The organism is Pseudomonas donghuensis (genome assembly GCF_000696345.2).
In the GTDB taxonomy this organism is placed as follows: domain Bacteria; phylum Pseudomonadota; class Gammaproteobacteria; order Pseudomonadales; family Pseudomonadaceae; genus Aquipseudomonas; species Aquipseudomonas donghuensis.
On record NZ_CP071706.1, the window covers coordinates 2,361,478 to 2,385,204 of the forward strand.

General features: G+C 64.2%; 24 protein-coding genes and 1 riboswitch. Of the genes, 6 read left to right on the forward strand and 18 right to left on the reverse strand.

All coding sequences use genetic code 11. The annotated features are described in order from the left end of the window. Positions 1 to 66 precede the first annotated feature (66 nt). The 11 genes from BV82_RS10945 to BV82_RS10995 form a co-directional block, all read right to left on the reverse strand. A complete protein-coding gene (locus BV82_RS10945; RefSeq protein WP_036994697.1) occupies positions 67 to 2,208 on the reverse strand; it encodes a TonB-dependent receptor in 2,142 nt (713 codons plus the stop codon). Positions 2,209 to 2,315: 107 nt separating this feature from the next. Next, a riboswitch (cobalamin riboswitch) is annotated at positions 2,316 to 2,521 on the reverse strand. Between the two features lie 115 nt (positions 2,522 to 2,636). Further along, the gene (locus BV82_RS10950) at positions 2,637 to 3,194 is read right to left on the reverse strand and encodes a GNAT family N-acetyltransferase (protein ID WP_036994699.1); all 558 of its coding nucleotides are present in this window, start codon (positions 3,192 to 3,194) and stop codon (positions 2,637 to 2,639) included. Positions 3,195 to 3,289: 95 nt separating this feature from the next. Next, a complete protein-coding gene (locus tag BV82_RS10955) occupies positions 3,290 to 3,634 on the reverse strand; it encodes a carboxymuconolactone decarboxylase family protein (protein WP_026001434.1) in 345 nt (114 codons plus the stop codon). Between the two features lie 166 nt (positions 3,635 to 3,800). After that, on the reverse strand, positions 3,801 to 4,700 hold the full coding sequence (gene lpxO, locus BV82_RS10960) for a lipid A hydroxylase LpxO (RefSeq protein ID WP_010225312.1): 900 nt from the start codon (positions 4,698 to 4,700) through the stop codon (positions 3,801 to 3,803). A gap of 76 nt (positions 4,701 to 4,776) precedes the next feature. Further along, positions 4,777 to 5,289 (reverse strand): bifunctional diaminohydroxyphosphoribosylaminopyrimidine deaminase/5-amino-6-(5-phosphoribosylamino)uracil reductase RibD, encoded by a 513-nt coding sequence (locus BV82_RS10965; protein ID WP_010225309.1) that lies wholly within the window; start codon positions 5,287 to 5,289, stop codon positions 4,777 to 4,779. Positions 5,290 to 5,365: 76 nt separating this feature from the next. Continuing rightward, complete coding sequence (locus tag BV82_RS10970) at positions 5,366 to 6,271, reverse strand: MurR/RpiR family transcriptional regulator (protein WP_010225307.1); 906 nt, start codon at positions 6,269 to 6,271, stop codon at positions 5,366 to 5,368. Between the two features lie 82 nt (positions 6,272 to 6,353). Beyond that, positions 6,354 to 7,118: an ABC transporter ATP-binding protein gene (locus tag BV82_RS10975; RefSeq protein WP_036994702.1), complete on the reverse strand. Its 765-nt coding sequence runs from the start codon at positions 7,116 to 7,118 to the stop codon at positions 6,354 to 6,356. Positions 7,119 to 7,137: 19 nt separating this feature from the next. After that, a complete protein-coding gene (locus tag BV82_RS10980) occupies positions 7,138 to 8,250 on the reverse strand; it encodes a succinylglutamate desuccinylase/aspartoacylase family protein (RefSeq protein ID WP_010225302.1) in 1,113 nt (370 codons plus the stop codon). Positions 8,251 to 8,259: 9 nt separating this feature from the next. Beyond that, on the reverse strand, positions 8,260 to 8,955 hold the full coding sequence (locus BV82_RS10985; protein ID WP_374045246.1) for an ABC transporter permease: 696 nt from the start codon (positions 8,953 to 8,955) through the stop codon (positions 8,260 to 8,262). 13 nt (positions 8,956 to 8,968) lie between these two features. Further along, positions 8,969 to 9,658 carry an ABC transporter permease gene (locus BV82_RS10990; RefSeq protein WP_010225298.1) on the reverse strand — a complete coding sequence of 230 codons (690 nt, stop codon included), beginning with the start codon at positions 9,656 to 9,658 and terminating at the stop codon, positions 8,969 to 8,971. Between the two features lie 24 nt (positions 9,659 to 9,682). Continuing rightward, positions 9,683 to 10,459 carry an ABC transporter substrate-binding protein gene (locus tag BV82_RS10995; protein WP_036994704.1) on the reverse strand — a complete coding sequence of 259 codons (777 nt, stop codon included), beginning with the start codon at positions 10,457 to 10,459 and terminating at the stop codon, positions 9,683 to 9,685. 148 nt (positions 10,460 to 10,607) lie between these two features. On the opposite strand from BV82_RS10995, the gene thpR reads away from it, so the two are divergent. Further along, positions 10,608 to 11,147, forward strand: coding sequence for an RNA 2',3'-cyclic phosphodiesterase (gene thpR / locus BV82_RS11000; protein WP_036994705.1), 540 nt, complete (start codon positions 10,608 to 10,610; stop codon positions 11,145 to 11,147). Positions 11,148 to 12,192: 1,045 nt separating this feature from the next. On the opposite strand, the gene BV82_RS11005 is transcribed toward thpR, so the two are convergent. The 3 genes from BV82_RS11005 to BV82_RS11015 all read right to left on the reverse strand — a co-directional run bounded on the left by BV82_RS11005 (position 12,193) and on the right by BV82_RS11015 (position 16,216). Further along, positions 12,193 to 14,643 (reverse strand): TonB-dependent siderophore receptor, encoded by a 2,451-nt coding sequence (locus BV82_RS11005; protein ID WP_036996121.1) that lies wholly within the window; start codon positions 14,641 to 14,643, stop codon positions 12,193 to 12,195. Positions 14,644 to 14,729: 86 nt separating this feature from the next. Continuing rightward, positions 14,730 to 15,713 (reverse strand): FecR domain-containing protein, encoded by a 984-nt coding sequence (locus BV82_RS11010; RefSeq protein ID WP_010225517.1) that lies wholly within the window; start codon positions 15,711 to 15,713, stop codon positions 14,730 to 14,732. Next, positions 15,710 to 16,216, reverse strand: a complete 507-nt coding sequence (locus BV82_RS11015; protein ID WP_010225519.1) for a sigma-70 family RNA polymerase sigma factor — start codon at positions 16,214 to 16,216, stop codon at positions 15,710 to 15,712. Before BV82_RS11015 ends, BV82_RS11010 begins: the two co-directional genes overlap by 4 nt. Before the next feature lie 161 nt (positions 16,217 to 16,377). Between BV82_RS11015 and BV82_RS11020 the strand changes: the two genes are divergently transcribed. Then, a complete protein-coding gene (locus tag BV82_RS11020) occupies positions 16,378 to 16,794 on the forward strand; it encodes a hypothetical protein (protein ID WP_010225520.1) in 417 nt (138 codons plus the stop codon). 5 nt (positions 16,795 to 16,799) lie between these two features. On the opposite strand, the gene BV82_RS11025 is transcribed toward BV82_RS11020, so the two are convergent. Beyond that, entirely contained in the window at positions 16,800 to 17,447 is a 648-nt protein-coding gene (locus tag BV82_RS11025) for an NAD(P)H-dependent oxidoreductase (protein ID WP_036996120.1), read from the reverse strand. A gap of 89 nt (positions 17,448 to 17,536) precedes the next feature. Between BV82_RS11025 and BV82_RS11030 the strand changes: the two genes are divergently transcribed. Next, positions 17,537 to 18,127, forward strand: coding sequence for a TetR/AcrR family transcriptional regulator (locus BV82_RS11030; RefSeq protein WP_010225524.1), 591 nt, complete (start codon positions 17,537 to 17,539; stop codon positions 18,125 to 18,127). A gap of 97 nt (positions 18,128 to 18,224) precedes the next feature. Continuing rightward, positions 18,225 to 18,920 (forward strand): DUF1963 domain-containing protein, encoded by a 696-nt coding sequence (locus tag BV82_RS11035; RefSeq protein ID WP_036996119.1) that lies wholly within the window; start codon positions 18,225 to 18,227, stop codon positions 18,918 to 18,920. A gap of 1 nt (position 18,921) precedes the next feature. Here BV82_RS11035 and BV82_RS11040 read toward each other — a convergent pair whose 3' ends face one another. Beyond that, the gene (locus BV82_RS11040) at positions 18,922 to 19,536 is read right to left on the reverse strand and encodes a cell wall hydrolase (protein WP_036996118.1); all 615 of its coding nucleotides are present in this window, start codon (positions 19,534 to 19,536) and stop codon (positions 18,922 to 18,924) included. Between the two features lie 209 nt (positions 19,537 to 19,745). On the opposite strand from BV82_RS11040, the gene BV82_RS11045 reads away from it, so the two are divergent. Further along, positions 19,746 to 20,597 (forward strand): CAP domain-containing protein, encoded by an 852-nt coding sequence (locus BV82_RS11045; protein WP_010225530.1) that lies wholly within the window; start codon positions 19,746 to 19,748, stop codon positions 20,595 to 20,597. A gap of 6 nt (positions 20,598 to 20,603) precedes the next feature. On the opposite strand, the gene BV82_RS11050 is transcribed toward BV82_RS11045, so the two are convergent. Continuing rightward, the gene (locus BV82_RS11050) at positions 20,604 to 22,046 is read right to left on the reverse strand and encodes a SulP family inorganic anion transporter (RefSeq protein WP_036996117.1); all 1,443 of its coding nucleotides are present in this window, start codon (positions 22,044 to 22,046) and stop codon (positions 20,604 to 20,606) included. 210 nt (positions 22,047 to 22,256) lie between these two features. On the opposite strand from BV82_RS11050, the gene BV82_RS11055 reads away from it, so the two are divergent. After that, on the forward strand, positions 22,257 to 22,601 hold the full coding sequence (locus BV82_RS11055; protein ID WP_010225532.1) for an SH3 domain-containing protein: 345 nt from the start codon (positions 22,257 to 22,259) through the stop codon (positions 22,599 to 22,601). 116 nt (positions 22,602 to 22,717) lie between these two features. On the opposite strand, the gene argC is transcribed toward BV82_RS11055, so the two are convergent. Next, on the reverse strand, positions 22,718 to 23,650 hold the full coding sequence (argC, locus tag BV82_RS11060) for an N-acetyl-gamma-glutamyl-phosphate reductase (protein ID WP_036996116.1): 933 nt from the start codon (positions 23,648 to 23,650) through the stop codon (positions 22,718 to 22,720). Positions 23,651 to 23,727: the final 77 nt, after the last annotated feature.

The window sequence follows — 23,727 nt, forward strand, 5'->3', positions numbered from 1 at the left end:
GTGATCGCAACTCCCTATGGGAGCCGGCGTTGCCGGCGATGGGCTGCAAAGCAGCCCGGGTTCACCTCAGAAGGTGTAATCCACCGTCGCAAAGTACGACCGCGGCTCACCCATCAGCCACTGCTCGCCACTGTGTGCGGTGGCCGCATAACGCCGGTCCAGCAGGTTGTTCAACTGCAAGCCCAGGCGCACATCCGGCAGCACCTGCCAGCCCAGGTTGGCATCGACCACGGTAAAGCCCGGCACGCTCCGGGAGTTGGCGGTGTCGGCATAACGCTCATCGACATAACGCAGGCCCATGCCAGCATCCACGTTGTGGCTCAAGCCTTTGCTGACCCACAGGTTGGCGGTACGCCGTGGCACATTGCTTGGGCGGTTGCCGGCACGGGAGACGGTTTGCCCGCCCACTGTCTGGTCGAAATCGTCGTACTTGGCGCGCACCAACGAGGCGTTGGCCGAGACGTGCCACTGGTTGGCCAGGGCCAGTTCCAGGGTCGCTTCCAGGCCATCGGAGGTCTGCTGCCCGGCCTGTTCCTTTTGATGGGTGTCGGGGTTATCGACCAGCAGCTTCTTCTTGACGATGTGATAGGCCGCCAGGGTCCACTCGCCGCGGCCGTCCCAGAACAGTTGCTTGAGGCCGAATTCGGTCTGCTTGGCTTCGGTCAGGTCGAACTGCTGCTGAGTCGGGCTCAAGGTGACCAGGTCGCTGACGCCATCTTCGCTGGTGGAGTACTGGCCGTACAGACTCAGCTCGTCGTTGACCGCGAACACCAGCCCGGCGCGCCAGTTGCCGCCGTTGAGGCTGCGGTCCGTGCGGGTGTCGTTGACCAGGTTGTTGCGGTCGATGTGGTTCTGGTCGCGGCGAATGCCGGTCACCAGCGACCAGCGCTCCGACAGCTGCGTGCGGTTCTCGGCGAACAGGGCAAAGGTGCGGGTGGTGCTGTCGGTCTGCGGGCGGGTCGGATCTTTACTGTGGAAGTACCCTGGCGCCGGCTGCCATGGGTTGATGAAGTCGCCGCCGATGTCGTTGTACGGCGAGTTGCTGTCGATGCCGAAACGGATGCGGTTGTATTCGGCGCCGACCACGGTCTTGCTGGCCAGGCCAAACAGCGAATGGTCGAAGGTAAAACTCTGACGGTCGCCGATCTGCTCCTGGTCGTGCTTGATTTCAAGGTAACTGCCACGCTGCAGTTGGCTGACGCTGTTGTTCCAGCTGTAGTCCTCGGCGTTGCGCCAGTGCCGGCGGCTCTTGAGGTAGTACAGCTGGTTGCTGGCGCTGATCGAATCGCTGATGGCCCAATCAGTGTTAAAGCGGGTCCATTCGTCGTGGTAGTGCTGAGCCGAATCCTTGAGGTTGTAGTTTTTCTTGCCCAGGCTGTCGCGGTAATGGCCGTCGATCAGCGGCGTGCCGAAGTAGTTCATCGGCTCGGCGTCGCCGCGCTCGTGGGCGAGGGTGAAGCTCAGGTCGTCGCTGGCGTCGAAGCGCAGGGCGGCGCTCATGGCCAGGTTCTTCGAGTCGCCACGGTCGATCCAGCCGTTGCTTGCCTGGCGGTTGAGGGTCATCCGGTAGCTCAGCCGCTCGCTCAGCGAACCGCCGCTGTCCAGGCCCAGTTGCTGGCGATCGTAAGACCCGTAGCCCAGGCGCAGCTGGTTGCGGATCTCGCCGGCAAACGGCTTTTTCGCGATCACGTTGATCACCGCACCCGTGGCGCCTTCGCCGTACAGCACCGAGGCCGGGCCGCGGATCACGTCGATGCGCTCGACCATCCACGGGTCGACCGGGAAGCTCTGGGTGCCGGCGCCGGTGTACATCCGCGAACCGTCGAACAGGGTCATCACCGAGCCGTGACCGCTGAAGCCGCGGGCCGACAGCGCCGTGTTGCCGTTGCCCGGGGTGGCCACCGAGGTGATGCCCGGCGAACGGGTCACGGCGTCTTGCACGGTGAGGTTGTTACGTCCCTCGATGACCTCGCCTGCGAGGCTGCTGGTGCTGGCCGGGGTGTCCATGGCGCTGAGGTTCAGGCGCGAGCCGGTCGGCAGCGGGGTGGCCAGGCTGATGGTTTCGTTGTCACTGCTGCTGGTGATGGCCGTCGAGGGCAGGGCCAAGGTAGAAGGGCGGGTGTCATCGGCGAAAGCCGACACGCAGAAGGCCAGGCAGGGAGCCAGGGCATTGGCCGCCAGGGTGTGAAGCTTGGAGTTACGGGACATGTCGTTCCACAGTCAACAGGAAGAATGAATCCCGGAGGGAACAACGCACGGAGGAATGGCGCGCGCAGGCGAACGCCAACCGGCCTGCGCCCGCCCACCGCGGGGTTGCCAAACAAAAGCCTCAGGCCGGTCTCCGGGCTTGCGAGGGTCATGAAGGCCTTCACCTTCCCATGCCGGAGCACAGTGGTGTTTCGAAGGCTTCGCTCGCTTACCGTTGCGGGGGCAGCGCCGGACTAGTCATTGGCATGACGCACCGGCTTCCCGTTTCACCCTGCGCACGGCGGCGCAGGACACCTGAAACTGGCGCGCATCTGAACACTGAAAGCCTTTGCAGTCAACGGCTTGGGAATCTGAGCAGATCAGCCGGCAAGCCGGCTCCTGTAGGAGCGGGCTTGACCCGCGATGAGGCCAGCACAGTCAATACAGTTTCAACGCCCGCGCTTGCGCGAAACCACCGCCTCGATATTCTTGCGTCCGATCAGCACCGGCTGCTTCGGCTCCTCCAGCCACTTGTACATCACCAGGCTGTCCACCAGCCCCAGGCGCGCATGCCGGTAGGCCTTGGGCAAGCGCCCGACGATTGCAAAGCCAAGCTTCTGCCACAAGGCCACCGCCACCTCGTTGCTCGACACCACCGAGTTGAACTGCATGGCCAGAAAACCCAGCTCCCGCGCCAACTGTTGCGAATGCTCGCACATCAACCGGGCCACACCGCGCCCGCGGGCGGCATCGCAAACCATGTAGCCGCAATTGCTGACATGGTTGCTGGGGCCGGCGGCATTGGCCTTGAGGAAGTAGGAGCCGAGCAGCACGCCATCTTCTTCGGCCACCAGGGTCTGCAGCGGCGCGTCCAGCCACAGCTGGCGGGCTTGCTCCTGGCTCATGGCCGGGTCGAAGGCATAGGTTTCGCGGGCGCTGACAATGGCCTGGAAGGTCGGCCAGAAGCGCTCGAAGTCAGCGGCGGTCATGGGGCGGATGTGGATCATGGGGGTTCCTGAAAACGGTTCGCCTGCTAGCTTATGCGAAAATGCCAGGAAGTGGGTGAGGCGCGGCGTTGGCCGCGCACTCACTTGTGGGGAATTTACTGCTCGGCCTTGCCCACCGCATCCAGGGCCCGCGCCGAGTACACCAGCGCCGCCCCGGCATTCATCGCCACGGCCACGCCCAGGGCTTCGGCGATTTCCTCGCGGCTGGCGCCTTGCTTGACCGCCTGAGCCGAATGCACGGCGATGCAGCCGTCGCAGCGGGTAGTCACCGCCACGGCCAGGGAGATCAGCTCGCGGGTCTTGGCGTCCAGGTGGTTGGTCTTGGCTCCGGCGCCGCTGGCGGTCATGTAACCGTTGACCGTGTCGGGAGAGAGTTGCTTGAGATCGCCAATGCCGGCCATCAACTGATTACGGTAGGCATCCCAGTCCATCATGCTCATTGTCTTCACCTTGGTGTGGTTGGCAACTAGAACAGTGAAGCTAGTTTTTTTTGCGGCAGGGCGCCGTTGGTCGATGGTCGGGGAAAAGCAGGACTTTAGGAGGGGACCCATCGCGGGGCAAGCCCGCTCCTACAAGGAGCTGGCTTGCCTGCGATAGCGGTCTGAATCAGATATAGATGAACACCAGCACCAACGCCGCCACCACCGCCCATTTCTCCAGGTAGTAACGGGTGCGGTTGCGCTTCTTCAGCGCCTTGCCGCGCTCGCGGATCTTGTAGATGCGGGTGAACAGCCGGTTGATGCCACCGGTCTTGTCGCCGGCATCGTTGGGCGCGGCCGCCGCGGCCATCACGCTGCGGCTGAACCAGCGGTTGAACGCCGTGGCCCAGCGGTACTTGAGCGGACGCTCGACGTCGCAGAACAGAATGATGCGGTTGTGTTCGGTCTGGTTCGAGGCGTAGTGGATGTAGGTTTCATCGAACACCACCGCCTCGCCGTCGCGCCAGGCGTAGTTCTCGCCGTCAACGCAGATGTAGCAGCCGTCATCGTTGGGCGTGTCCAGGCCCAGGTGGTAACGGTACGAGCCTGCGTAAGGGTCGCGGTGGCGCACCAGCTTGGAGCCCGGAGGCAGGGTGGCGAACATCGCCGCCTTGACCGTGCCGATGCCTTGCAGCAGCTCGGTGGTGCGCGGGCACAGCTTCATTGCCGAAGGGTGGCTTTCGCCGTACCACTTCAGGTAGAAGCGCTTCCAGCCGCTCTTGAAGAACGAGTTGAAGCCGACGTCGTCGTAATTCTGCGAGCTCTTGATCTCGCCGACATGCAGCAGTTGCTGGGCCTCGGCGCGGATTTCCTGCCAGTTGTCCTGCAACGGCTTGAGCTCGGGGAAGGATTCAACCGGCAGGTAAGGCTTGGCCGGCAGCTTGGAGAACAGGTACAGGAACACGTTGACCGGGGCCAGGAAGCTTGAGTGATCACCCAGCTGGCGGGTGACTTTGTGCCGCACCCGGCCACGGAAATGGACGTAGGCAATGGAGAACACGAACAGTAAAACGAGGAAGATTTTCATGGGCGGATACTTGTCGATGTGGCGATGCGCCATGGCATAAGCCCGCCAGCATAAACAATCATCTCCCTGGTTTGTACTAAATGTTACCGGTTGTGTGCCCGACCATAGTGCTAGGCGCAAGCGTTTGCGTTAACGGTTCAGCGCCAGGCGGATGCTTGAGGTAGCGACCGAGGTCCCCAGCGGCCTGGGCTTGCAGCACGCCCACCAGCACCTCGATGCCCGCGGCCTCGAGCAGTGCGATACCGGCCCCGGCATTGCGTGGATCGGGGTCGAGCATGGCCACGCACACACGCTGGATGCCGCGCTTGACCAAGGCGGTGGCGCAGGAAGGTGTGCGGCCATGAAAGGAGCAGGGCTCAAGGGTCACGTAGGCGGTGACGTCGTCGGCATCGCCGTCCAGCTGGGCCATGGCCATGGCTTCGGCATGGTGCTGGCCGGGCGCTTGAGTGAAGCCGCGGGCGATGATCTGGCCGTTGCGCACCAGCACGCAGCCCACTGGCGGGTTGGGCAGGCAGGCGGGCAAGGCGCGGCGACCTTCGCTCAGGGCCTGATGCATGAACAGCTTATCGCTGGGTGAAAAACAATCCATTGTCGTTCAGCTCCTGGGGTAGTGAGTGCGCACAGGCGCGTACACAGCGTAATTCAGCTTGCGCGTCTTTGCCGCCTCACTTGCGGGTGATTTTGTTGCCGGGTACATGCAGGTAGGACATCACGCTCTCGGTCAGTTCGGTGGCCAGTTGCACCGCTTCCTTGTTACGCGCCATGACCCCGGCCACCAGGCCTTCGATCAGTGCCAGCACGGCAATGCTGGAGCTGGTCAGCACCGGGTGATCGGCGGCGGCGAACAGCGTATGACGGGCGATGGGCGCCAGCGGCGAGGCCGGCGAGTCGGTAATCGCCAGCACCGTGGCGCCGCGCTCATGGGCAAAGCGTGAGAGCTGCAGGGTGTCCTGGGAGTAACGCGGCAGGGAAATCGCCAACAGCACGTCCTGGTCAGTGATCGCCGCCAGACGGTAGGCGGCGTTTTCGTTGCCGCCCTCCATGCTGATGGCGCAGGCATCGGCGCAGAACGGTACCAGGGTCGAGGCCGCCAGGCCCGCCAGGTAGACGCTGTTGCCAAAACCCAGCACATAGACCTTGCGGGCCTGGGTCAGGCAGGTGATGAAGGCCTCGAAGGTGTCCGCCGGGTTGATGCTGCGGGTGGTCGCCAGGTTGCTGCTGGCGCTGTGGATCTGCTCGTGCAGGCCGAACTCGCCACCGGGGCGCTGGGCCAGTTCATTGCGCAGCTTGTCCACGGGCGAGACCATTTGTTGCAGGGTGCTCACCAGCTCGGCCTTCATGCCGCTGTAGCCGCCCAGGTCCAGGGCCTTGGCCAGGCGGTTGACGGCGGCGGGCGAGGTGGCGGTGGCCTGGGCCATCTCTTCGATGGTCAGGGTGGCCGCCTTGAGCGGGTGACGCAGGATGTAGTCGGCCACCTTGCGCAACGACGGTTGCAACTCGGCGAGGCTTTCCGACAGCTTGCGCATGACCGGCGAGGCGTAGACGGTGGTGTTCTTCGGCGTGCTCGACATCCGTTGCAAGGCTCCCTGAAAGATGCGCCGCAGTGTATCCCAAGCCTCGCCCCGGCGTGCAGTCGGGGCGAGGCCTGGGGGCTTACTTGAGGCTGCCGGCGAGAAACTGGCGCAGCCGCTCGGACTGCGGCCTGGCCAGCACTTCACGAGGGTGGCCACGTTCTTCGGCAATGCCCTGGTGGAGGAACAGCAACTGGTTGGACACCTCGCGGGCAAAGCCCATTTCATGGGTGACCACCACCATGGTCCGGCCTTCGCTGGCCAGGTCCTGCATGACTTTGAGCACTTCGCCGACCAGTTCCGGGTCGAGCGCCGACGTCGGCTCGTCGAACAGCATCACTTCCGGCTCCATGGCCAGCGCGCGGGCAATTGCCACCCGTTGCTGTTCGCCGCCGGACATGTGCGCAGGGTAGGCGTCGCGGCGATGGCTGACGCCGACCTTGTGCAGGTAGTGTTCGGCCTTGTCGCGGGCTTCCTTGCGGTTGATGCCCAGCACCTGCACCGGGGCTTCCATGACGTTGTCCAGCGCGCTCATGTGCGACCACAGGTTGAAGTGCTGAAAGACCATGCTCAGCCGCGCACGCAGGCGTTGCAGCTGACGCGGGTCGGCGGCCCGGAGCCCGCCGCGGGGGCAGCTGCGCAGCTTCAGCTGCTCGCCGTTGACCAGGATCTCGCCGACGTTGGGTTGCTCAAGCAGGTTGATGCAGCGCAGGAAGGTGCTTTTGCCCGAGCCGCTGGAGCCGATGATGCTGATCACGTCACCGGCGCTGGCCTGCAGCGAGACGCCCTTGAGCACCTGGTGGGTGCCGTAGCTTTTATGCAGGTCGTTGATTTGCAGTTTGTTCATCAGTCAGTACTCGCTGGTGTCAGTCGGTGAGCAGGCGGCCGTGGCGTATCGGCGTAGTGCCGGCGACCTTGGCCAGCCACAGGCCGGGTTGGGCGAAACGCAGGCGTTCACGGGCATAGAGGATGCCGTCGATGCTGGCCCTGACCACGCTGTGGCGATCGCTGAGCGGATCGATCACCTCGAACAGCGGGTCACCCGCCGACACCCATGCCCCCAAGGGCTGCAGATAGCTAACTACCCCGGGGTGTTCGGCATAGGCGTACTGGGCCCCGGCAAAGGGCGTGGCGACGCAGCACTGGCTGGGCGCCTCGGGCCAGTCTCCGCTGATCAGCCCCTGGTCGGCGAGGTAGCCGAGAATCTGCTCGGCGCTGGCCTGGCATTGTTCACGCCCGGTATCAGCCATGCCGCGCAGTTCGACGGTGGTGGCCACGCAGGCCAGGGGAATCTCGGCCTCGGGGAAGTACTCGCGCAGGCGCAGCCAGGGCACCGCACAGGCTTCATCGAAGGCGTCGCCACCGGCGTCCTCGGCCAACAGCACCGCTTCGGCACCCAGGCGGGCCGCCAGCGAGCGCAGGCTTGGCCAGTTCTGCGGCAGGGCGTAGAGCAGCATCACCGATTCGAAGTCGCAGTGCAGGTCCAGTACCAGGTCAGCATCGCAGGCGCTTTGCAGCAACACGCGGCGCAGGCCATCGAGCTCGCTGCGCGCCGCGGGCAACTCGGCGAGGGCTGCGGCCATGGCCCGGCGAATCGTTGCCACGTTGGCCGCGCCGTCACTGCCCAGTTGGCCCTCAAGGCGCGCCACCAGGGCTTCGGTCAAGGGCGGGAAATCGCGGTTGAAGTTCTTGCCGCTGTTGAACTCGAAACGGCCCTGGTGCGTGGCCTGGAACATCTGGCCAATACCGATCGGGTTGGCCAGTGGCACCAGCTCGATCACGCCACTGAGCCGGCCCTGGGCCTCAAGTTCGCCCAAGCGCCGTTTGAGTTCGACCGCCACCCGCATGCCGGGCAGTTCATCGGCGTGCAGCGACGCCTGGATATAGGCCTTGCGCGGGCCGCTGCCGAAGCGAAACAGGCGTAGGGTGCGCTGGGTGCCGCAGGCGCTCCAGGGCAGAACATGGTCAATTTGCTGCATGAAAGCTCCTTAGTGCTTGCGCGGGGCGAGGTAGGCCAGCCAGCGGCGCTCGGCCAGCTTGAACAGGCGCACCAGCATGAATGTCAGGGCCAGGTAGATCAGCCCGGCGGTAATGAACGCCTCGAAGGGCAGGTAGTAACGGGCATTGAAGGTTTTAGCCGCGCCGGTGATATCGACCAGGGTGACGATCGAGGCCAGGCTGGTGGTCTGCAGCATCATCAGCACTTCATTGCTGTATTGCGGCAGGGCCCGGCGCAGGGCCGAAGGCAGCAGGATGCGCCGGTACATCGTCAGGCGCGACATGCCCATGGCCCGGGCCGCCTCGACCTCGCCACGGGCCGTGGACCGCAGGCTGCCGGCCAGCAACTCGGCGCTGTAGGCGCTGGTGTTGATGGCAAACGCCAGGCAGGTGCAGAAGGTCGCGCTGGACAGGTACGGCCACAGCGCGCTGTGGCGTACGGCTTCGAACTGGGCCAGGCCGTAATAGATCAGAAACAGCTGTACCAGCATCGGCGTGCCGCGGATCACATAGGTGTAGAGCCAGGCCGGATAGCGCAGCAGGCAGTTGCGCGAGACCCGCATCAGGGCCAGCGGGATCGCCAGCGCCAGGCCGCAGGCCAGGGAGATCAGCAGTACCTTCAAAGTCAGCAGGATGCCGTTGCAGTACAGCGGCAGGTTTTGCCAGATCAGCTGATAGTCGAGCATCAAACAACTCCCCTCACAGTTCGGCGGCTTTGCAGCCGACCGAGTAGCGTTTCTCGACGCCGCGCAACAGCAGCAGCGACAGGCTGGTCAGCAGCAGGTACAGGCCGGCCACGGCAACAAAGAAGGTGAACGGCTGATGGGTGGCATCGGCCGCGTTCTTGGCCTTGAACATCATGTCCTGCAGGCCGATCACCGAAATCAGCGCGGTGGACTTGGTCAGCACCAGCCAGTTGTTGGTAAAGCCTGGCAGCGCCAGGCGCACCATCTGCGGCACGCTGATCCGCCAGAACACCTGCAGGGCGCTCATGCCGTAGGCTGCACCGGCTTCGGCCTGGCCTTTGGGGATGGCCAGGAAGGCGCCACGGAAGGTTTCCGAGAGGTAGGCGCCGAAGATGAAGCCCATGGTGCAGACCCCGGCAATGAACGGGTTGATGTCGATGTACTGCTGGTAACCCAGGGCCAATGCCAGGCGGTTGACCAGGTCCTGGCCGCCATAAAACACCAGCAGGATCAGCACCAGGTCGGGGATGCCGCGCACTACCGTGGTGTACAGCTCACCCAGGCGGGCCAGCCATTTGAGTGGCGACAAGCGGCAGGCCGCGCCGAACAGGCCGAGGCAGATGGCCATGGCCATGGCCAGCAAGGCCAGGTTGATGGTCAGCCAGGCGCCATCGAGAATGCTCGATCCGTAGCCATGAAGCATGATGAAAGTCCTCGCCAGCCGGGCTTAGTGGCCGTAGATATCGAACGGGAAGTACTTGCTTTGCACCTGCTGGTAGGTGCCGTTGGCGCGGATCGCCGCGATGGCGGCGTTGAGTCTGGCCAGATTGGCGCTGTCGCCCTTGCGCACGGCAATCCCGGCGCCGCGGCCGAAGTACTGCGGATCGCTGATATCCGGGCCGACCAGGGCAAAGCCTTGCCCGGCCGGGGTCTTGATGAAGCTCTCTGTGGTGTTGACGATATCGGCGAGGGTGGCGTCCAGGCGTCCGGCGGCAAGGTCGAGAAAGGCTTCGTTCTGCGAGGCGTAGCGCACCACTTCGACGCCGGCGCTTTCCAGCTGCTCGGTGGCGAAGCGGTCGTAGGTCGAGGCACGCTGCACGCCGACCCGCTTGCCCTTGAGATCGGTGTCCGGATCGTTGATCTGGCTGCCGGCCTTCATCGCGAACTTGCCGGGCGTGTGGTAGTACTTGTCGGTGAAATCGACCGATTTCAGCCGGTCCTCGGTAATCGACATCGACGACAGCACCGCGTCGATCTTGCGTACTTTCAATGACGGAATCATGCCGTCGAATTCCTGGATCACCCACTGACACTTGACCTGCATCTGCGCGCACAGGGCGTTGCCGATGTCGTAGTCAAAGCCTGCCAGTTCGCCTTGTGGCGTGCGGTAGGAGAAGGGCGGGTAGGCGGCCTCGATGCCGATACGCAGGCTGCCTTGGTCGGCCTGGGCGAATGCGCTGCAGGCACAGAGGGCCAGTGCGCCTAGAAGTCCGGTCTTGTTCATATTCTTGACTCCGGTGGGTGGGGTACGCATAGAAATGACATGAATAATTTCATAAATCAATTTTATGAAAATAAAAATATCAGTTCGGCGACTGACGGCACATCCGCGCAGGGGTTAGACTCAGCATTCGACCCAAGGAGAGCACGGCATGGCCCCAGGCATTGGCGAAACCGGTGAGCCGTTCAAGCGGCTGTTCTTTGCCCTTGATTGCGGGCCAGAACAGCGCCGGGCCATTGCCCGATGGCGCGGCGAACTGGATATGGGCGCCGCCCGGCCGGTGCCGTCGGCGAACTTTCACCTGACCCTGATGTTCGTCGGTGCCGCCGGCACTGCTCAGTTGCCGGCGATCCTGGCCGCTGCCGCGGGTGTCAAGGTGCCCGGCGAGTTGCTGACGCTGGTGCTCGACCGGCTTGAGGTGTGGCGCCCGGCCAAGGCGTTGGTGCTGGTGCCCAGCCAGACGCCTGCGGCCTTGCGCCAGTTGGCGTACGCGTTGCAGCAGGCGATGCTGCCGTTGGGCATTGTCCAGGACCCGCGGGACTACCGTCCGCACCTGACCCTGGCCCGCGACTACCGTGGCAGTGAGCCTGAAGCCCTGGAGCCGGCAGCCTTTGTGCTGCGCGCGCGGCACTTCACCTTGTTCGAGTCGCGCAAGGGCCAGTACTGGCCGTTGGCGCAGTGGCCGTTATAGTCTACGACGCGCTTCGCGCTTGGCCCGTGATGAGGCCAGTACAGCCAGCACATCAGGTGGTGCCTGGATTACGACCGCTGCGCGCTCGATCGCTGGCAAGGCCAGCTCCCACAAGTCCGGCGTACGGAGCTGGCTTACCAGCGATGAGGCCGGTACAGCCAGCACATCAGGTGGTGCCTGGATTACGACCGCTGCGCGCTCGATCGCTGGCAAGGCCAGCGCCCACAAGTCCGGCGTACACAGATCCACTGTGGGAGCTGGCTTGCCAGCGATGGGGCCAGTACAGCCAGCTCATCAGGTGGTGCCTGGATTACGACCGCTACGCGCTCGATCGCTGGCAAGGCCAGCTCCCACAAGTCCGGCATACGGAGCTGGCTTACCAGCGATGAGGCCGGTACAGCCAGCACATCAGGTGGCGTCTGGATTGCGACCGCTTCGCGCCCGATCGCTGGCAAGGCCAGCTCCCACAAGTCCGGCGTACACAGATCCACTGTGGGAGCTGGCTTGCCAGCGATGGGGCCGGTACAGCCAGCACATCAGGTGGTGCCTGGATTACGACCGCTGCGCGCTCGATCGCGGGCAAGACCCGCTCCCACAAGTCCGGCGTACACAGATCCACTGTGGGAGCTGGCTTGCCAGCGATGAGGCCGGTACAGCCAGCACATCAGGTGGTGTCTGGATTGCGACCGCTGCGCGCTCGATCGCGGGCAAGACCCGCTCCCACAAGTCCGGCGTACACAGATCCACTGTGGGAGCTGGCTTGCCAGCGATGGGGCCAGTACAGCCAGCTCATCAGGTGGTGCCTGGATTACGACCGCTGCGCGCTCGATCGCGGGCAAGGCCAGCTCCCACAAGTCCAGCGTACACAGATCCACTGTGGGAGCTGGCTTGCCAGCGATGAGGCCGGTACAGCCAGCACATCAGGTGGTGCCTGGATTACGACCGCTTCGCGCCCGATCGCGGGCAAGGCCAGCTCCCACAAGTCCGGCGTACACAGATCCACTGTGGGAGCTGGCTTGCCAGCGATGGGGCCGGCACTAGCAACCTAGAACTGCGGCGTGTACTTCACGGTAAAGGTGAAGTTGCGTGGGTCACCAAAGTTGTTGTTGCCGTTGAGCTGGTTGTAGGCAGCGATGTAGTAGTGCTTGTCGAACAGGTTGTTGGCATTGAGCGCCAGGCCCACTTCCGGGGTCAGCTGGTACGCCAGGCGCGCGTTCCACACGGCGTAGCCGGGTACGTCGTAGGTATGCTCGTAACCCAGGGTATGGGACTGCGCGGTGAAGCCCAGGCCGGTGCTGACCTTGCTCCAGTCACCCGGCAGTTGGTAGTTACCCCACATGCGCAGCATGTGCTTGGGCGTCCAGGTGCTGAACACCTTGCCCTTGTTGTCCGGGTCTTCGAGGAAGGTCGTGGTGTTGTAGGTGTAGCCGGCGAACAGCTGCAGGCCGCTGAGCACTTCGCCGCTGACTTCGGCTTCGATACCCTGGCTGCGTACCTTGCCGGCGGCGGTGGAGCAGTACCAGTCATCGCAGGCAAAGCCTGAGGCCTTGTCGGTGATCGCGCGGTTTTCCTGGTCGTAGCGGAACACCGCCAGGGAGGTATTGACGCGGCCATCGAGCAGTTCGCCCTTGATGCCCATTTCGTAGTTGCTGCCAATGATCGGCTTGAGCGCCGCGCCGCCGACGGCGCGTTCGGTCTGCGGCACGAAGACGTCGGCGTAACTGGCGTACAGCGACCATTCATGGCTCAGGTCGTAGATGATGCCGACGTACGGGGTAACTTCGCCGCTTTCGGTCATGGTGCTGGTCGGGCTGACCGAAGGGGCGCGGGTGATGGCGGCATACGTGGTGGAGTCATAGCGGTAGTCGAACCAGCTGACCCGCGAACCCAGCACCAGGGTCAACGGCTCGGCCAGCTTGACCCGCCAGACGCCGTACAGGCCTTTCTGGCGCACGTCATAGCCACTGCTGAAACCACGGCCGTTGGGCTTGGCGAGCAAGCTGTCGTAGTTGATGTCCGGGCGGTGATGGTCGATAGCGAAGATGTTGTCAGTGCTGTCGTTGAAGGTGCGCGCGAACAGGTCATCGGTGGTCAGCTTCGAGTAGTTGCCACCCAGGGTGATTTCCTGCTCGAGGTTGAAGGCGTTGAATTTGCCCTCCACGTACATGTCGGCACCGATCTTGGTGGAGTCGAAATCGGTCACCCAGTCGGCATAGCTGACACCGCTGCCATCGAAGTTGATGGCATCGTCAACGGTCTGTACCCGCTGGTGGGTCGACTCGTTGGTTTCACTCATGCGGATCGCACCAACGTGGAATTTCCAGTCGTCGTTGAAGCGGTGCTCAAGGTCGGCGTACAGGGTGGTGACGTCGATTTCCGAATGGTTCCAGCGCGAGCCGGTAAAGGTCGAACGCGGCACATCCAGGCCGCTGCCGTCGGCATAGCGCGGCAACCCGCGCAGCATCGGCCGCGACTCGGCGTTGGACTGGCTGACCGCGAAGCCCAGGGTGGTGGCCTCGTTCAGGTCGAAGTCCAGCGCGCCGTACAGCGAATGGGTCTTGCTCCATTCGTAGTCGACGAACGAATCGCTCTGGTCCTCGTCGGCGACGAAGCGCCCGCGCACGGTGCCGGCATCGTTCAACGGGCCGCCGGCGTCCAGTTGCAGGCCGTAGTGGTCCCAGCTGCCGGCCTTGCCGGTGACCGTCACGGTCGGCGTAGCCTGGCCGCGCTTGCGTACCAGGTTGACGGTGCCGCCCGGGCTGCCGGTGCCTTGCAACAGGCCCGAGGCACCGCGCAGCACTTCCATGCGGTCGAAGAAGATCAGGTCCTGGGTCGCCCAGTTGCCCAGCGAGTAGGTGTTGCGCGGGATCGCCACGCCGTCGTACTGCCAGTCGTCGATCTGAAAGCCGCGCGATGAAATGATCAGGCCCGGGCCTACGCCTTGCAAGCCGACCAGGCCGGTGGTCTGGTTGACCGCGTCCTTGAGGTCGACAATGTTCTGATCGTCCATCTGCTGGCGGGTCATCACCGTGACCGACTGGGGGATTTCCTTGAGCGTATGGCTGCCCTTGCCAATGGTGGTCGCCCGCGCCGCATAGGAGCCCGTGCCCTCGGTAGTGGCCGCATCGACACCGCCGCCGATGCCGCTGATGCTGGTGGCGCCCAGCTCCAGGGCGTTGCCGGTGTCGATGCTCGGCAGCACGCTGAAGTTGCCCTGTTCGGTGACCAGCAACTGCAGGCCGCTGCCGGCCAGGGCTTTTTGCATGGCCTGCACGGCGCTCATCCTGCCGACGATTGCCGGTGCCTGCTTGCCCTGGACCAACGCCGGATCGAGGGAAACGATACGGCCGCTCTGGCTGGCGATGGCATTGAGGGTGCTGGCCAGTGAGGTGGCGGGCAGGTTGAAGCTCAGGGCCTGTTCCTGGGCCTGGGCGGTGCTGGCCAGCGTAGCCAGGGCCACGGCGACAGGAAGGGCGTGGGACCAAGGGTTGAGCACGGAATTCTCCTGATTATGTTGGCGTGTCAGGAGATAGGTGTGATGAGAAATGAAAACCGGACACAAATACGAGTGATTTTCATAAATTATTCTTGACGCTGATTCTTGGCCCGAATCAGCGTCAGCCAGGGGCTGTATTGATCGACCTTGACCGGCAGGGTTTCGGCCAGTGCGGCGAAGGCCCGCTGCGGTTCGTCCAACGGGAATACACCTTGCACGCGCAGCCCGCGAACCTCGGGTTCGACCCGGACAAACCCTCGGTAGTAGGGGCGTAGCGCCTCGACCACGGAGGCGAGGGAATCATCCAGCACATTCAGGCGCCCGCTGAGCCAGTCGGCACGCTGGCGCTCGCCATTGCCCAGGGCCTCGATGCGTTCGCCGCGCAGCAACGCGGCCTGGCCTTCCTGCACCTCCAGCTCGCTGCCGTTGAACAGCCGCGCCCGTACCGAATGCTCAAGCACTACCAGGCGCGTGGCCTCGGCCTCCTGGCTGACCAGAAAGCGCGTGCCGAGGGCGCGCATTTCACCTTGGGCGCTACGCACCCGCAACGGCCGCTGCGGGTCGGCGGCGACCTGGATGATCAGTTCGCCACGGCGCAGGATCACCAGCCGTTGACGGGCATCGAACTGCAGGTCGGCGGCGCTGCCGGCATTCAGGCTGAGCCGGCTGCCGTCGGCCAGGGTGAAGTCCCGGCGCTCGCCCCTGGCTGTGCGCAAATCGGCCAGCAGCGCTTCGCCCATCTCACTGCGCGCACCCAGCCACAGGCCACCGCCGAGCACGCCGATACCGACGAAGGCACGCAGCAGTTCGCGCCGAGAGCCATTGGCTTGCAGCAACAGCTGGCGAGCCTCACCGGCCTGGCCGGGGGCGCGGCGCTCGAAGTTGCGCACGGTCTGGCAGGCACCGCCAAGGCGCTCTTGCAAGTGTGCCCAGGCCTGGGCGTGAGCCGGGTCGCTGCCCAGCCACTGGCTGAAGTCGCTGTGCAACTGGGCGTCGGTGTTGCCCGAACTCAAGCGCACCATCCAGTCGATGGCGGCTTCTGCGCTTGGGTCGAGGCGGCGCGGGTTCATGGCGCCAGCTCACTGAGGTAGCACTGGCTCAGGGCTTGCTTCATGTAGCGGCTGACGGTGCGCTCGGAGAGGTCGAGCTTGCGCGCGATATCGACGTAGCTCATGCCATCGAGCTGGCTGTAGAGGAAGGTGGCCTTGACGATCATCGGCAGGCCGTCGAGCACCCGGTCGATGCTCACCAGTGCCTCGATCAGCAGCAGTTGCTCCTCGGGGGAGGGCGCCAGCGGCTCGGGCAGGGCCGACAAACGTTCCAGGTAGGCCAGCTCCAGCTGGCGACGGCGATGGCGGTCGAAAATCAACCGGCGGGCGATGGTCGACAGGTAGGCGCGCGGCTGCTGGATACTCGCAGGGTCGACCTGGGCCGCGAGCATCTGGCAGAAGGTCTCGGCGGCGGTGTCTTCGGCATCGGCGCGGTTGCGCAGGCGCTTGTGGATATGCTGCAGGAGCCAACGGTGGTGGTCGCTGAAAAAAAAGCCCAGCTTGCGGGTGGAGGAGGTTGGCACCGGTTGGCGTTTCCGAAGGTGTTAGTGTGAATCGTTCTCAATATTACCTGTGCAGTAAGGCAAGGTGCAATCACCTGCAGGGGCGCCGCTTTACAATTTACCTACAGACTGTCCGTGGGGGCAGTTATAGGGTGGCGCCCAGACGAAGCAAGGGAAAGAGAATGGACCTGTCACTCGCGGGCCAGCAGTTCAGTCTGCTGGAACACTTCAAGGACGATACGCGGCTGCGCGCCAGCTTCAACGCCTTGACCCACCAGACGTTCGAGTTCGATTTCGAGCAGTGGTACCAGGATGGCTATTGGGGCGAGGGCTACCAGCCCTGTGCATTGGCCCATGATGGGCGCATCGTTATGACGCTCTATGACGTATTCGCCAGGCAAGCGCTCGACCTGCAGACGCTGATTGCACAGCTCTGCACGCCCCAGACCACGCGGGTGGTGCTGGGGTTTGCGCCGCTGGATGTCAGCGGCTTCGAGGCGCAGCCGCTGGAGTCCGATGACAGCCTGTTCGTGCTGGGCCAGGCCGGCCGGTTCATCGAGGATGCCAGGCTGATGTTTGCGTTGCTGTCACATGCCTGAGCCGCTCAGCTCACCAGCGGCATCAATGGATCGCTTGGTCTCGAGCAGGCCGCCGCTTCAGGGGGCTCGGGCACTTCGGCGAACAAGGTGCGGCCGCGCTCGAACATGCTTTGAAGGTGGGCGCCGGGGTCTGCGCTTTCCGAGTCCAGCAGCAAGGTCGAGCTCAGCACCCGGGCGCCGCAGTAATCGAAGATGCCGTGATCGATCTGGGTCTTCATTGCCTGCTCATAGCCATGCCTGGCATAGGTTGCGGCATCGGCGCCGCCGACGCCGACCAGGTGCACATTGAGGTGCCGCAGCCTTTTCACCAGGGGGGCCTGGGGGCTGAAGTCGAAGGCCCAGCCATTGACGAAGACCCGATCGATCCAGCCCTTGAGCAGCGCCGGCATCGACCACCAGTACACCGGATAGATCAGCACCAGGGCATCGCTGCGGTCGATGCGCGCCTGCTCGGCGAGCACATCGGCGGGCGCTGTTGCGCGATGGTGGACCGCGTGGTCGGCAGGGCCGAACAGCGGGTTGAAGCCTTCGCCGTACAGGTCGACGACTTCGGCGCGATCGCCGTTGTGCGCCAGGCCTTCAGCGAACGTGGCCGCCAGGCTGTGGGTCAGCGAGCGCGGATCATGATGAGCGACAACCACAAGTGCGTGCATGGCAAGGACTCCTGCGAATTGCGGGGAAGGGGCATAACTTGTATGCTGGGTATAAGTTACCTTTGGTAAGTTACTTTTGGTAGGTAAGCATGTCAAGCGATCCGCAACCGCGTCGGCGCCTGTCCCGGGAAGACCGTCAGCAGCAGCTCCTGGACGTGGCCTGGCACCTGATCCGTGAGGAGGGTACCGAAGCCCTGACCCTGGGGCGCCTGGCTGAGTTGGCCGGGGTTACCAAACCGGTGGTCTATGACCATTTTGGTACCCGTTCGGGGCTGCTTGCGGCGCTGTATCAGTCCTTTGATGTGCGCCAGACGGCGGTGATGGATGCCGCCCTGGCCGCCAGTGAGCCGACGCTTGAAAGTACCGCTGCGGTGATTGCCAGCTCCTACGTCGACTGCGTCTTGACCCAGGGCCGGGAGATTCCCGGGGTGATCGCCGCGCTGGCCAGCTCGCCGGAGCTTGAGCAGCTCAAGCGCGAGTACGAGGCGGTGTTCATGGGCAAATGCCGGGCGCTGCTGGAGCCGTTCAGTGGCCGTGGCGAGATTGGCGTCGCGGGATTGCGGGCGATGATCGGCGCGGCCGAGGCGTTGTCTCATTCTGCGGCGAACGGTGAGATTACGGCGGAGCAGGCGCAGCAGGAGTTGTTCGAGACCATCAAGGCGATGGTGGTGCGCAGTTAAAATGCATCGCGGGGCAAGCGCCGCTCCCACAGGCTGCAGAGCACACCTGTAGGAGCGGGCTTGCCCCGCGATAGGGCCTGTCAAATAGATGAGTAATATGGACATTCAAGCAATCAAACAACGCCTGGCCAAACCCGCCACGCGCTTTTTCGCCGGTGGTTTTCGCCCCAGTAACAGCGATGAAGAAAGCTGGCTCGGCCGGGTATTCTTCTACCGCCCGGATGAGGGCGTACCGACCAACGCCGACGGCGAGCCGCTGTTGCCCGTGGCCCAGTTCCACCTGCCGAGCCTGCCGTTCAGCAGCCCGGCGCTCAAGGGCATCCGCACCCTCACCCTGTTCGTCGGCTATCCCTTCCCGGATCAGTTCGAAGCCATGGGCAACAATTGGTTGATCCGGGAATACCGCGCTGACGATGAGCTGGCGCGCAAGGACCTGCCGGTCGCCAATTCCTTCCTCAAGGCCTTCCCCTTGCGGGCTGAAAAACTCGACGAGGACTATCCGCTGTGGGATGGCGCGGGCGTGCCGGACGACCTGGTCGAGGAAATCCTCAAGTTGGAACGGGCAGGGGACATCGAGAGCTACTACGAAGTGACCACCCACGCCTACGAGCACAAGATCGGCGGCTATCCGTCGTTCTGCCAATCGGGCGTCGACCCTGGCGAAGGTTTCGAGTTCGTCTTCCAGATTTCATCCGATGCCAAGATCAACCTCAACGTGGTCGACAGCGGTAGCCTGATGTTCTGGAAGCATCGCGCCAGCGGCGAGTGGGCGCTCTATTACGACTTCTATTGAGCTAGTGTGACTTGCCCTTACGCGGCTTGTAGAACAGAAACTCACGGGTCTCGGCCGTTCGGGCATAGCTTTTCGACCAGTCCGGCCGCACGTGCCGGTCGTGGAAGTACAGGGCGCCGCCGGTGCGATCAGGCAATTGCCTGTTCAGGGCCTTGCGGGCGATCTCCTTGGCCAGGGTGTAGCGCACCTCTTCCTGGACATCGTCCGAGCGGCCATCGCACCACCAGGAAAACTGGCAGGCGCCTTGCTCCGAGCCTTGCTTGACCACACCACAGACCGAATCGGGAAAGCCCGCGTGGCCGACCCGGTTCATCACCACATTGGCCACCGCTTCCATATCCGCGGCTTTACCGCCCTTGGATTCCCAGTAGATGCTGCGCGCAAGGCAGGTGATGGCGTCATCCAGCGCTGCTGCACCGGCCGGGTCGACGGCCTGGACTTCGGTCCTGGTGATGGCTTGGGACCTGGGCGCGGGTGGCGCATCGGGGTTGCTGGCGGCTTTTTGCTCCAGCACCTGGGCTTTTTCTTCGGCCTCCCGGGCCTGGTTTTGCGCAGCGGCACTATCCGCCAGGAGCAGGGCGAGAGCAAGGCAAGTGATGAGAATGGCAAGGCGCATGGTCAGCCCCTTTCACTGCTAACCCGTCGAATTGAATGCCGGCCTGTAGCTATCGCCAGCGGCGCCCTGCAGTTGAGCGCCCTCTATTGAATCGACAACACGGCCGACCAATCATTCCAACCGACCACCAGCAGGTTTTGCTGCCCAGGCACTGCCCGCTGACGGACAAATCGCGCATCATGGGCACAGTCCGTTCAAGGGAGATTTACATGCGCGTCATCTCATCCGTTGTGCACCTGGCGGCTGTGTCGCTGGGGCTGGCGTTTACCGTGACGGCCCAGGCCAGTGACGAGTCGCAGCTGGTCGAGTCGATCAACGCCTACCGCAGCCAGGCCCAGCGCTGCGCCGGCCAGGCTTCGATGGAATTGCCGCCGCTGGCCAGCGATCCGCGCCTGGTGTTGCCGGCCAACAGCATGGGCGACCTGCGCGCGGTCCTGGCGCAAAAGAGCTACCCGATGGTCAACGTCCAGGCCATCAGCCTGTCTGGGCCGCGGGATGCGCAGTCTGCCATGAAGGCGGTGCAGGAGAGTTTCTGCCAGGTAGTGCTCGACCCGCAATTCGTCGATGTCGGGGTCAGCCGCGAGGGCCGCGATTGGCGCATCGTCCTGGCGCGGCCGTTGCTGGCCGGGCGTCTGGGCGACTGGCAGGCCGAAGGGCAGAAGGTCCTGGAGATGATCAACAGCGCGCGCGGCCAGGCGCGCCAGTGCGGCGGCCAGCCATTCAACGCCACCACGCCGTTGGCCTGGAACGCCACCCTGGCCGGCGCTGCCGAGAGCCACACGCGGGGCATGGCCAACAACAATGTCTTTGACCACAAGGACCGCGACGGCCGTACCCCGGGCGATCGTGCCGAGCTTGCCGGGTATGCCGGCCAGCAGGTCGGCGAGAACATCGCCGCCGGGCAAGACACCCCGCGCAAGGTGGTCGATGGCTGGCTGGCCAGCCCCGGCCACTGCGCCAACCTGATGAACCCGCTGTTCAGCGAGCTGGGCGCGGCCTACGCGGTCGACCCCAAAAGCGATGCCGGGATCTACTGGACGGCGATGTTCGGCGCGCCGTAAGGCGCCTTAGTGCTCAAGCCCGGCACGCTTGAGCAGCTGCTTGCAGCGCTCGGACAGGTGCACCACGCGCAGGTGCTTGCCGTTGTTGCTGTAGCGCTCGCGCAGGGTCTTGAGCGCGGCAATCGCCGAGTAGTCAACGACGTTCAGGTGGCGGCAGTCGAGGGTCACCTGGGCCGGGTCATTGGCCGGGTCGAACTGGTTGAGGAACGGCGCGGTCGAGGCGAAGAACAGCGTGCCATGGACCTTGTAGAGCTTGCTGCCGTCGCTTTCGTCATGGCTGTCGGCATACAGTTCGCGGGCCTGTTGCCAGGCAAAATTGAGCGCAGCGATGACGATGCCGCACAGCACTGCCGCAGCAAGGTCGGTGAACACCGTCACCAGGGTCACGGCGATGATCGCCAGGACATCGTTGACCGGGACCTTGTGCAGCACCCGCAATGACGCCCACGAGAAGGTCTGCTGGGCGACCACGAACATCACTCCCACCAGCGCCGCCAGCGGAATACGCTCGATCAGCGGCGACAGAAACAGCACGAACATCAGGATCATCACCCCGGCGACCACGCCCGACAGCCGCCCGCGGCCGCCGGAGCTCAAGTTGATCGCGGTCTGGCCGATCATCGCGCAACCGCCCATGCCGCCGAACAGCCCGGAGGTCATGTTGGCTACGCCCAGCGCTACGCACTCGCGGTTGGGGTGGCCGCGGGTTTCGCTGATCTCGTCGGTGAGGTTGAGGGTCAGCAGGGTTTCCAGCAGGCCGACCAGGGCCATGAGCAGCGCGTAGGGGGCGATGACCTGCAGGGTCTCAAGGTTCCACGGCACCTGCGGCCAGTTCAAGGCCGGCAGGTCCCCGGCGATGTGCGCCAGGTCGCCGAGGGTGCGGGTCGGCAGGTCGAGCAGGTAGACCCCGACGCCCATGGCAAGGATCGCGATCAACGCCGGCGGCACGCTGCGGGTCAGGCGTGGCAACAGGTAGACGATGGCCATGGTCAGTGCCACCAGCCCCAGCATCAGGTACAGCGGCGCACCGCTGAGCCAGGCGCCATCGGCCTTGAAGTGCTCAAGCTGGGCCAGGGCAATGATGATCGCCAGGCCGTTGACGAAGCCGAGCATCACCGAATACGGCACCATGCGCACCAGCTTGCCCAGGCGCAGCAGGCCGAAGGCGATCATGATCAGCCCGCCGAGCAGCACGGTGGCCAGCAAGTATTGCACGCCGTGGGTGACCACCAGGGCGACGATGACCACGGCCATGGAGCCGGCCGCGCCGGAAATCATCCCTGGGCGGCCACCGAGCAGGGCGGTCAGGGTGCAGATAATGAAGGCGCCATACAGGCCCATCAACGGGTTGAGGTGGGCCACCAGGGCGAAGGCGATGCACTCGGGCACCAGGGCGAAGGCTGTGGTGAGTCCTGCCAGGACATCAGTGCGTAGCGGGGTTGTTCTCATGACCTACCTGAAGAGCGGCCCGGCAGCGGGGTGCCGTCGGGAAAAAAGCGAGGGATGCTACGTAATTTCCTGATCGCAAGCCAGCGCCCTGGCCGATATCCTGCAGCTTGCACACATGACAATATTCTTCCCTGCTGAGCGATCCGCATAAGAGGCAGGCCGCTGAGGATGGCGGCAGTGCCGGCGATTTTCAAATGGAGGTGAAACCCAGTGAAGTTCCGGGTGATCGAAGCGCACCGAAGTGAATACCCCGAGCCCATTACCTTTGCCAAGGGGGCGCCACTGAGCATCGGCGAGCGCTATGACGGTGAGGAGGGGTGGGACAATTGGTACTGGTGCAGCACCGCCGGGCAATCGGCTGGCTGGGTGCCGGGGCAGGTGATTGAGCGGCTTGGCGATGATCAGGGCATTGCCCTGGAAGACTACTGCGCCCGGGAGCTGGAGGTGCAGGCCGGTGATTGCCTGGTGGGTGGCCGGCAGTTGAACGGGTGGGTATGGTGTAGCAAGGGGCGCGCGTCGGGGTGGGTGCCGTTGCAAGTGTTGCAGGTGATATGAGGGGCCGCTTCGCGCCCCATCGCCAGCAAGACCGGCTCCCACAGTGGACCTGCATGCACAATCCCTGTGGGAGCTGGCTTGCCGGCGATGGGCTGCGCAGCAGCCCCGATGCACACTCAGCCCATCGCCGCCAGCATCAGCTCCAGGTTCTGCACCGCCGCGCCCGAAGCGCCTTTGCCGAGGTTGTCGAACACCGCCGTCAGCAGCACCTGGCCATGCTGCTCATTGGCAAACACGGCCAGGCGCAGGTCGTTGCTGTCGTTGACCGCTTGCGGGTCCAGTTGCACCGCCGACGCACCTAGCTGCAGCGGCGCCACCTGCACATACCGGGCACCGTGGTAATGTTCAGCCAGGCACGCCTGCACATGCGCGGCAGTCACGCCCGCCGGCAGCAGCCGGGTCTGCAGGGCAATGGTCAGCACAATGCCCTGACGGTAGCTGCCATAGCTGGGTACGAACACCGGCCGTTGCGACAACCCGGCATGCTGCGCAATCTCCGGCACATGCTTGTGATCCAGGTGCAAGCCATACACCCGCACACCCTGGGCCGCCTGCGCATCCGGCCCTTCATGCTGCTCGACCGCCGCACGGCCACCACCGGAGTAACCCGACACCGCGTTCACGGTCAGCGGATAGTCCGCCGGCACCAGCCCTGCGCTGACCAACGGCCGCAACAAGGCGATGGCGCCAGTGGGGTAGCAACCGGGGTTGCTGACCCGCTTGGCCCGGGCGATGCGCTCGGCCTGTTGTTCATCCAGCTCCGGTAAACCATAGACCCAACCCGCGCTGGTGCGGTGCGCGGAGCTGGCGTCGATCACGCGCACGTGCGGGTTGACGATGGCCGCCACGGCTTCACGGGCGGCATCGTCCGGCAGGCAGAGGATCGCCACGTCGGCGCTGTTGATCGCTTCGGCGCGCCGCTGCGGGTTCTTGCGCTCGGCCGCCGGCAGGGTCAGCAGGCGCAGGTCGTTGCGGCCGTTCAGGCGAGCGTGGATTTGCAGGCCGGTGGTGCCTTGGTCGCCGTCGATAAAGACTAGGGGCTGGTGCATGGATGCTCTCGTGCAAAGGCTACAAATGAGCGGCCATCTTCACCTGCGGCTGGACGAAAGAAAATTTGAATATCATG